Source organism: Burkholderia sp. S171 (assembly GCF_009766085.1).
Lineage (GTDB): Bacteria > Pseudomonadota > Gammaproteobacteria > Burkholderiales > Burkholderiaceae > Caballeronia.
Genome location: NZ_LMUF01000047.1, coordinates 192,641 through 199,596 on the forward strand (window position 1 = coordinate 192,641; position 6,956 = coordinate 199,596).

General features: G+C 60.5%; 2 protein-coding genes. One reads left to right on the plus strand and one right to left on the minus strand.

From position 1 onward, the window contains the following. The first annotated feature begins 406 nt into the window (after window positions 1–406). Window positions 407–2,344 carry a potassium transporter Kup gene (locus GSQ93_RS26140; protein WP_158938527.1) on the plus strand — a complete coding sequence of 646 codons (1,938 nt, stop codon included), beginning with the start codon at window positions 407–409 and terminating at the stop codon, window positions 2,342–2,344. Window positions 2,345–2,395: 51 nt separating this feature from the next. Here GSQ93_RS26140 and GSQ93_RS26145 read toward each other — a convergent pair whose 3' ends face one another. Continuing rightward, a complete protein-coding gene (locus GSQ93_RS26145; protein ID WP_158938528.1) occupies window positions 2,396–6,028 on the minus strand; it encodes a hydantoinase B/oxoprolinase family protein in 3,633 nt (1,210 codons plus the stop codon). Between the last annotated feature and the right edge of the window lie 928 nt (window positions 6,029–6,956).

Consider the following 6,956-nt stretch of genomic DNA (forward strand, 5'->3'; position numbering starts at 1 on the left):
TTACCACTGGGTAGAAACAAGCGCGCATCTTGGCCCCGGCTGTTTTTGTGTTCTCTAGGTGTTGGCCGGGATTCTCGATAAGCCAACACGTCGCGTCAATAGCGGTGTTGTCATCGGAGTGACGATGCTGGGTCCGTAAGCGCGCATGTAAGTATTTCGAAGTCTTAGTGTTAGCCAAGGCGCATGAGTTAACCCTTAGCGCGTTCTCTGTTCACTCCGTCGATACGCTCGGACGCGAGATCGATTCGCCGATCCGCTGACGCTTTCCTATACTTACATTAACCAGAGATAACAAACCGCTTTCACCTGACAATTAAGCCGGCTTCGGAATCGCTCCAGAACAAGCAGACGGGCGATCCGTACCCCGGGGGCCAAAGGCTCCCGGAGGAGGCCATCTGGAGGAGACATGGGACGAGATGCACCCGCTGCAGCCGGCGCTGAGAACCTCGGCGAGCCCCAGCCCCAGCCGCACCGGCCGGCCGTGTATGGCCTCGCTCTGGCTGCCCTAGGCGTGGTTTATGGCGACATCGGCACCAGTCCGTTGTACACCCTGCAAACAGTCTTCGATCCCGCCAACGGCTTGACGCTGGATCCCGGCAATGTGATCGGCATTGTCTCGCTGATCTTCTGGTCGCTGACGGTGGTCGTCTCGCTCAAATACGTGACGCTCATCCTGCGTGCAAACAATCATGGCGAGGGCGGAATCATGGCGCTGCTGGCACTTGCCGCGTCGTCGGTAGCGAGTCGTCCGCGGCTTCGCCATGTCCTGCTGGCCGTCGGTGTGATGGGCGCGGCCTTGTTCTACGGCGATGGCGTGATTACGCCGGCCATATCGGTGCTGAGTGCGGTTGAAGGGCTGCAGGTCGCGACGCCGTTGCTCAAGCCCTATGTCATCCCCATTACGCTGGCCGCGCTGATTGCGTTGTTCATGATGCAAAAGCACGGGACGGCCGGCATAGGCGCGGTGTTCGGGCCGATCATGGTGGTGTGGTTCATCGTGATCGCCGGGGCGGGGATCATCAAGATCTTGAACGCCCCGCATATCCTGGTCGCGCTCAATCCGCTCGCGGGGCTGGAATTTTGCCTGCATCACCGGTGGGCGGCGTTCGTTGCACTGGGAGCCGTCGTGCTCTCTCTGACCGGCGCCGAGGCGTTATATGCCGACATGGGGCATTTCGGCGCGCATCCGATCCGCCTTACGTGGTTTGCTCTGGTATTCCCTGCGCTTGCATTGAATTACTTGGGGCAGGGTGCGCTGTTGCTCGCCGATCCCTCCGCTGTGCAAAATCCGTTCTATCGATTGTTCCCGGTATGGTCGCTTTATCCCATGGTCGTGTTGTCGACGATCGCCACGGTGATCGCCTCGCAAGCCGTGATTTCAGGCACCTATTCGATGACCAAGCAAGCCATGCAACTAGGCTTCCTGCCGCGTATGAACGTGGTGTACACATCGGCGAAGGAGATCGGGCAGATATACGTTCCAGGTATCAATTGGACCTTGCTAGTCGCCGTGGTGGCGGCTGTGATCGGATTCGGTTCATCGACTGCGCTGGGGTCGGCTTACGGCATTGCCGTTACCGGCACCATGCTCATCACGACCGTGCTTACGTTCTTCGTGGTGCGTTACGCATGGAATTACAACTGGCTGCTGTGCGTGGGCGCCACGGCGTTTTTCTTTGTGATCGACGCTACGTTCTTCTCGGCCAATCTACTCAAGATCACGCAGGGCGGCTGGTTCCCGCTCGTTATCGGACTGCTCATGTTCGCCGTCATGACCACGTGGGGACGCGGATGGGAAATATTGTTGGGGGAAGCCAAGGTACGGGCCGGGACTACGCCGCTGAAACCGTTCCTGGAATCGCTGCTGGCTCGTTCACCCGTGCGGGTGGGCGGCACGGCGATTTTCCTGTCACCCGATGCTAATGGCGTGCCGCATGCGCTGCTGAACAATCTCATGCATAACCAGGTGCTGCACCGGCGGGTGGTGTTCCTGACGGTGGCGAACAAGGAGGTTCCGTGGGTTGAGGAGCGCGAGCGCGTGACAGTGCAGTCGCTGTGCAGCGGCTGCTATCACGTCACGATCGCTTATGGCTTCAAGGACGAGGTCGACTTGCCGCGTGCGCTTGAAGGATGCAAGGCATACGGCCTTGTGTTCGAGCAGTCGGAGACGTCCTACTTCCTGAGCCGCGCGACGGTGATACCCAAGCGCGAGAGGGACAGGTGCATGGCGCTGTGGCGAGAGCGATTGTTCGGCGTCATGCTGCACAACGTCGGCAATGTGTCGGCGTATCTCAAGTTGCCAACTAATCGCGTGGTTGAATTCGGATCAAAGGTGGAGATTTAAAGTTTTTGTTTCTGCTGGCCGCCTCGCTGTTCGTGAGGCGGCCAGCCGGCTTTACCGCTCTTCGCCGTAGCCGCCACCGCCGGGCGTCTGGATGACAAAGATATCGTCGGGATTCATCTGCGCTTGATGCCGCGCGCCGAATGTTTCGCGTTCCTTACTACCCGTGCGTTCAACCCAGTTCACACCGAGCGCGCCCGGCTTGCCGCCTGCCAGTCCGAACGGCGCGACACGACGCCGGTTGGACAGGATCACGGCAGTCATTGGTGCGAGGAAACGGACGCGCCGCTCGGTGCCGTCGCCGCCCGCATGCAGTCCTGCACCACCGCTGCCGCGGCGGATGCGGAAGTCGTCGAGACGTACCGGAAAGCGCCACTCGAGCACTTCCGGGTCGGTCAGGCGCGAGTTCGTCATGTGCGTCTGGACCGCGCTGCAACCGGCAAAAGCAGGGCCGGCGCCCGCACCGCCACAGATGGTCTCGTAGTACTGGAACTGTTCGTTGCCGAAGGTGAAGTTGTTCATCGTGCCTTGTGCTCCGGCCATCACGCCGAGCGCGCCGTAGAGGGCGTCGGTGACGACTTGCGAGGTCTCGACATTGCCCGCCACCACCGCTGCCGGATAGTGCGGATTGAGCATCGATCCCGCTGGAATGCGGATCTCCAGCGGCTTCAGGCAACCGGCGTTAAGCGGGATGTCGTCGTCGACCAGTGTGCGAAACACGTACAGCACCGCTGCCTTGCAGATTGCCGATGGCGCGTTGTAGTTGTTCGGTTGCTGCGCGCTCGTGCCTTCGAAGTCGATCACGGCCGAACGCGTTTCGCGATTGATCGATACCGCGACCACGATCTTCGCGCCGTCGTCGAGTGCGTATTCAAAGCGGCCGTCCTTTAACACCGAAAGCGTCCGTCGCACGACCTCTTCCGCGTTGTCCTGGACGTGCTGCATATAGGCACGCACCACGTCCAGGCCGAACTGTCCGCACATGCGTTCAAGCTCCTGCGCGCCCTTCGTGCAAGCGGCAACTTGCGCGCGAAGATCGGCCAGGTTCTGCTCGACGTTGCGCACCGGATATGGGCCGGAGGTCAGCAGTTCGCGTATTTCATGGTCGAGAAAACGCCCTTGAGCCACGAGCTGGATGTTGTCGAGCAACACGCCTTCCTGGTCCACATGCGTGGAATCAGGCGGCATGGAGCCGGGCGTAATGCCGCCGATATCCGCATGATGTCCGCGTGCCGCGACATAGAAGGTCGGCGTGGGGCTGGCATCGACGAACACCGGCATGATGACGGTCACGTCGGGCAAATGCGTGCCGCCCGCGTACGGTGCGTTGAGGACGTAGACATCGCCTGCTTGCATGGTGCCCGCGCGCCGGTCGATGATCGTCTGCACGCTTTCGCCCATCGAACCCAGATGCACCGGCATATGCGGCGCGTTGGCGATCAGGTTGCCGCCGGTGTCAAAGAGTGCGCACGAGAAGTCGAGACGTTCCTTGATATTTACTGAGTACGACGTGTTCGCGAGCGTCACGCCCATCTGTTCGGCAATCGACATGAACAGATTGTTGAACACTTCAAGCAGCACGGGGTCCGCTTGCGTACCAGCAGCATGACGATTGACGAGCGCGGTCGTCCGTTCAACCACGAGATGGTTGTGCTTGCTCACCACGACTTGCCAGCCCGGTTCGATTACCGTCGTGCCGGTGCGCTCGTTGACGATCGCGGGGCCGTCGATACGTGCGCCGGGCGCCAGCGCATCGCGATCGAAGACGGGGGTATCCCGCCATTCGCCGCCCGAGAAAATGCGTGTGGTCGCGAGTGCTTGCGGGCTCACCGATGCATGTTCAGCCAGCGGCCATTGCTCATCTTCGGCGTCCTGTGTCCGGCCAATCGCTTCAACCGCGACGGCCTCGATGACAAGCGTCTTGTTCGGCATGAGGAAACCGTAACGCGCGCGATACAAACGCTCGAACGTGTCCACGATTGTGGCCGGTTCCATCGAGAAGTCGATTTCCAGTGCGGTGTCCGTGCCGTCGTATTTGATATGTAGCGTGCGCCGCAATGTGATGTTGCCGACTGGAATGCGTTGCTCGGCGACCTCGTTTCGCGCTGCCGTTTCCAGTGGTTTGAACGTGTGATCGCAAGCGGCGAGCGCTTCCCGGTCGAGCGGCGTTTCAAGCGCTTGCTGACGCAAAGCGCGGACATCGGCGAGACCCATGCCGTAGGCCGACAGCACACCCGCCAGCGGATGGATGAACACGCGTGTCATGCCGAGCGCGTCCGCTACGAGGCACGCATGCTGGCCGCCCGCGCCGCCAAAACAGGCGAGCGTGTAGTGCGTCACGTCGTAGCCGCGCTGCACGGAGATCTGCTTGATCGCGTTGGCCATGTTTTCGACTGCGATCTTCAGGAATCCTTCCGCAATTTCTTCGGGTGTTCGCGCGACGCCGGTTGCGTCTTTCACCGCCGCAGCCACCTCCGCGAACTTGCGTTGCACGACTTCGGCGTCGAGCGGCAGGTCGCCATTCGGTCCGAATACGTGCGGGAACCAGCGCGCGCTGATCTTGCCGGTCATCACGTTGCAGTCGGTTACGGTCAGCGGTCCACCGCGACGGTACGATGCCGGTCCGGGATTCGCGCCCGCGCTTTGCGGCCCGACGCGAAAACGCGCGCCATCGAAACTGCAGATCGAGCCGCCGCCCGCTGCGACGGTGTGGATCTTCATCATCGGCGCACGGATGCGCACGCCGGCCACCTCAGTGGCGAACTCGCGCTCATACTCGCCGGCGTAGTGCGTTACGTCGGTCGATGTGCCGCCCATGTCGAAGCCGATGATCTTGTCGAAGCCCGCGAGCTTCGACACTTGCGCCGCCCCTACGATGCCACCTGCGGGTCCCGACAGGATCGCGTCCTTGCCCTGGAAACGGTGGGCGTCGGTGAGGCCGCCATTGCTCTGCATGAACTGCAGCGGCACTGCCCCCAGATCGGCTTCAACCTGCCCGACATAGCGGCGCAGGATGGGCGAGAGGTAGGCATCGACTACGGTGGTGTCGCCGCGCGATACCAGCTTCATCAGTGGGCTGACTTCGTGACTGACGGAGATTTGCGTAAAGCCGATTTGCTCCGCCAGTTCCTTGAGCTTTTGTTCATGGGCCGTGTAGCGGTAGCCATGCATCAGCACGATTGCGCAGGAACGGATGCCGTTATCGAAGGCGGCTTGCAACGCTTGGTGGGCCTGTTCGACGTCGAGTTCCCGCACGACTTCGCCACGCGCGCCGATCCGCTCATCGATCTCGACAACTTGCTCGTACAGGAGCGTCGGCAATTCGATATGTCGCACGAACAGCTTCGGCCGGCTTTGATACGCGATGCGCAGGGCATCGGCGAAGCCTTTCGTGATTGCGAGTACGGTTGGTGCGCCTTTGCGTTCGAGCAGCGCGTTCGTGGCTACGGTGGTGCCCATGCGGACGCTATCGATCAGCTCGGCCGGCACGGCTTCGTGGCTTGCAATGCCCAAGAGTTCGCGGATGCCATGCACGGCGGAATCGCGGTAGCGCTCGGGGTTCTCGGACAATACCTTGTGCGTGACGATGCGGCCGTCGGGGCGGCGCGCGACGATGTCGGTGAACGTGCCTCCGCGGTCGATCCAGAATTGCCAGCGGCGGTCGTGGGAGGAGTTTGTCTGCGACATGGGGTGGTCCTGTTAAGAAGGATAACTTATAAATATTGCTCGCGCCGGTGGACGGAGGTTTTGGGTTTGGGGTTTGGGGTCAGTGCTGGGTTGGTGCTTTCAGTGTTAGTGGTCTGCGAGAGTCGGATTTTCTCTTTATCACTGTTAGCCACTGCGCGTGGCGGCGCGTCATTTCTTTGTCCAAAGCGACAAAGAAACGAAGCAAAGAAAACGCTTTTAACCACGCTACCCTAAGTGTCCACAGCGTGCGGTTTTGATTCATAGGTGCCCCAAAAGCACGGTGCTCGCCAGAGCACCGGATGTGTGGAAACCCTCTTTCTCCGAACACGGGTTCTGACACGCTTCGCCACCAGTGATTGAACCTGCCCAAGGTCCACCTCGCGCTATCCGCGGACAACCTTCCTCCGAATTCGTACGCAGGCCGAACCACGTCGACAACCTACCTCTAAACCAGACCGCCAGATACGTGAGGCCGTACCGGACGAAAATGTCCACGCAACTCACCCGTCGGCTCATCAGCCGACTCACCAGCGGACTTATAAGTCGATTCACCGGTCGGCTTACCAAGGATTGAAGCAGTAAGTGCATCGGGTTGTGATTAGCGAGGTTGGCCTTGCGGCCCCCTGCGCAGAGCACTGAATCAAGCTACCAAGAAACGGGCCTCGAAAGCGCGCGGGGCGGTACGAGGTCCTTGGCAATAGTGCTTGCCCGAGAGCACTGGTGGCGAAGCGTGTCTATGTCGGGATTCGCGAGAAGGAGGGTTTCACACATCCTCCGCTCTGGCGAGCACCGTACTTTTGGGGCACCTATGAAACAAAACTGCACGCTTTGGACACTTAGGGTAGAGCGGTTGAAAGCGTTTTCTTTGCTTCGTTTCTTTGTCGCTTTGGACAAAGAAATGACGTGCCGCCACGCACAGTGGCTAACA

Coding starts and splice junctions, on each gene's coding strand:
- GSQ93_RS26140 (WP_158938527.1), top strand. CDS start 407: ATGGGACGAGATGCACCCGCTGCAGCCGGCGCTGAGAACCTCGGCGAG.
- GSQ93_RS26145 (WP_158938528.1), bottom strand. CDS start 6,028: ATGTCGCAGACAAACTCCTCCCACGACCGCCGCTGGCAATTCTGGATC.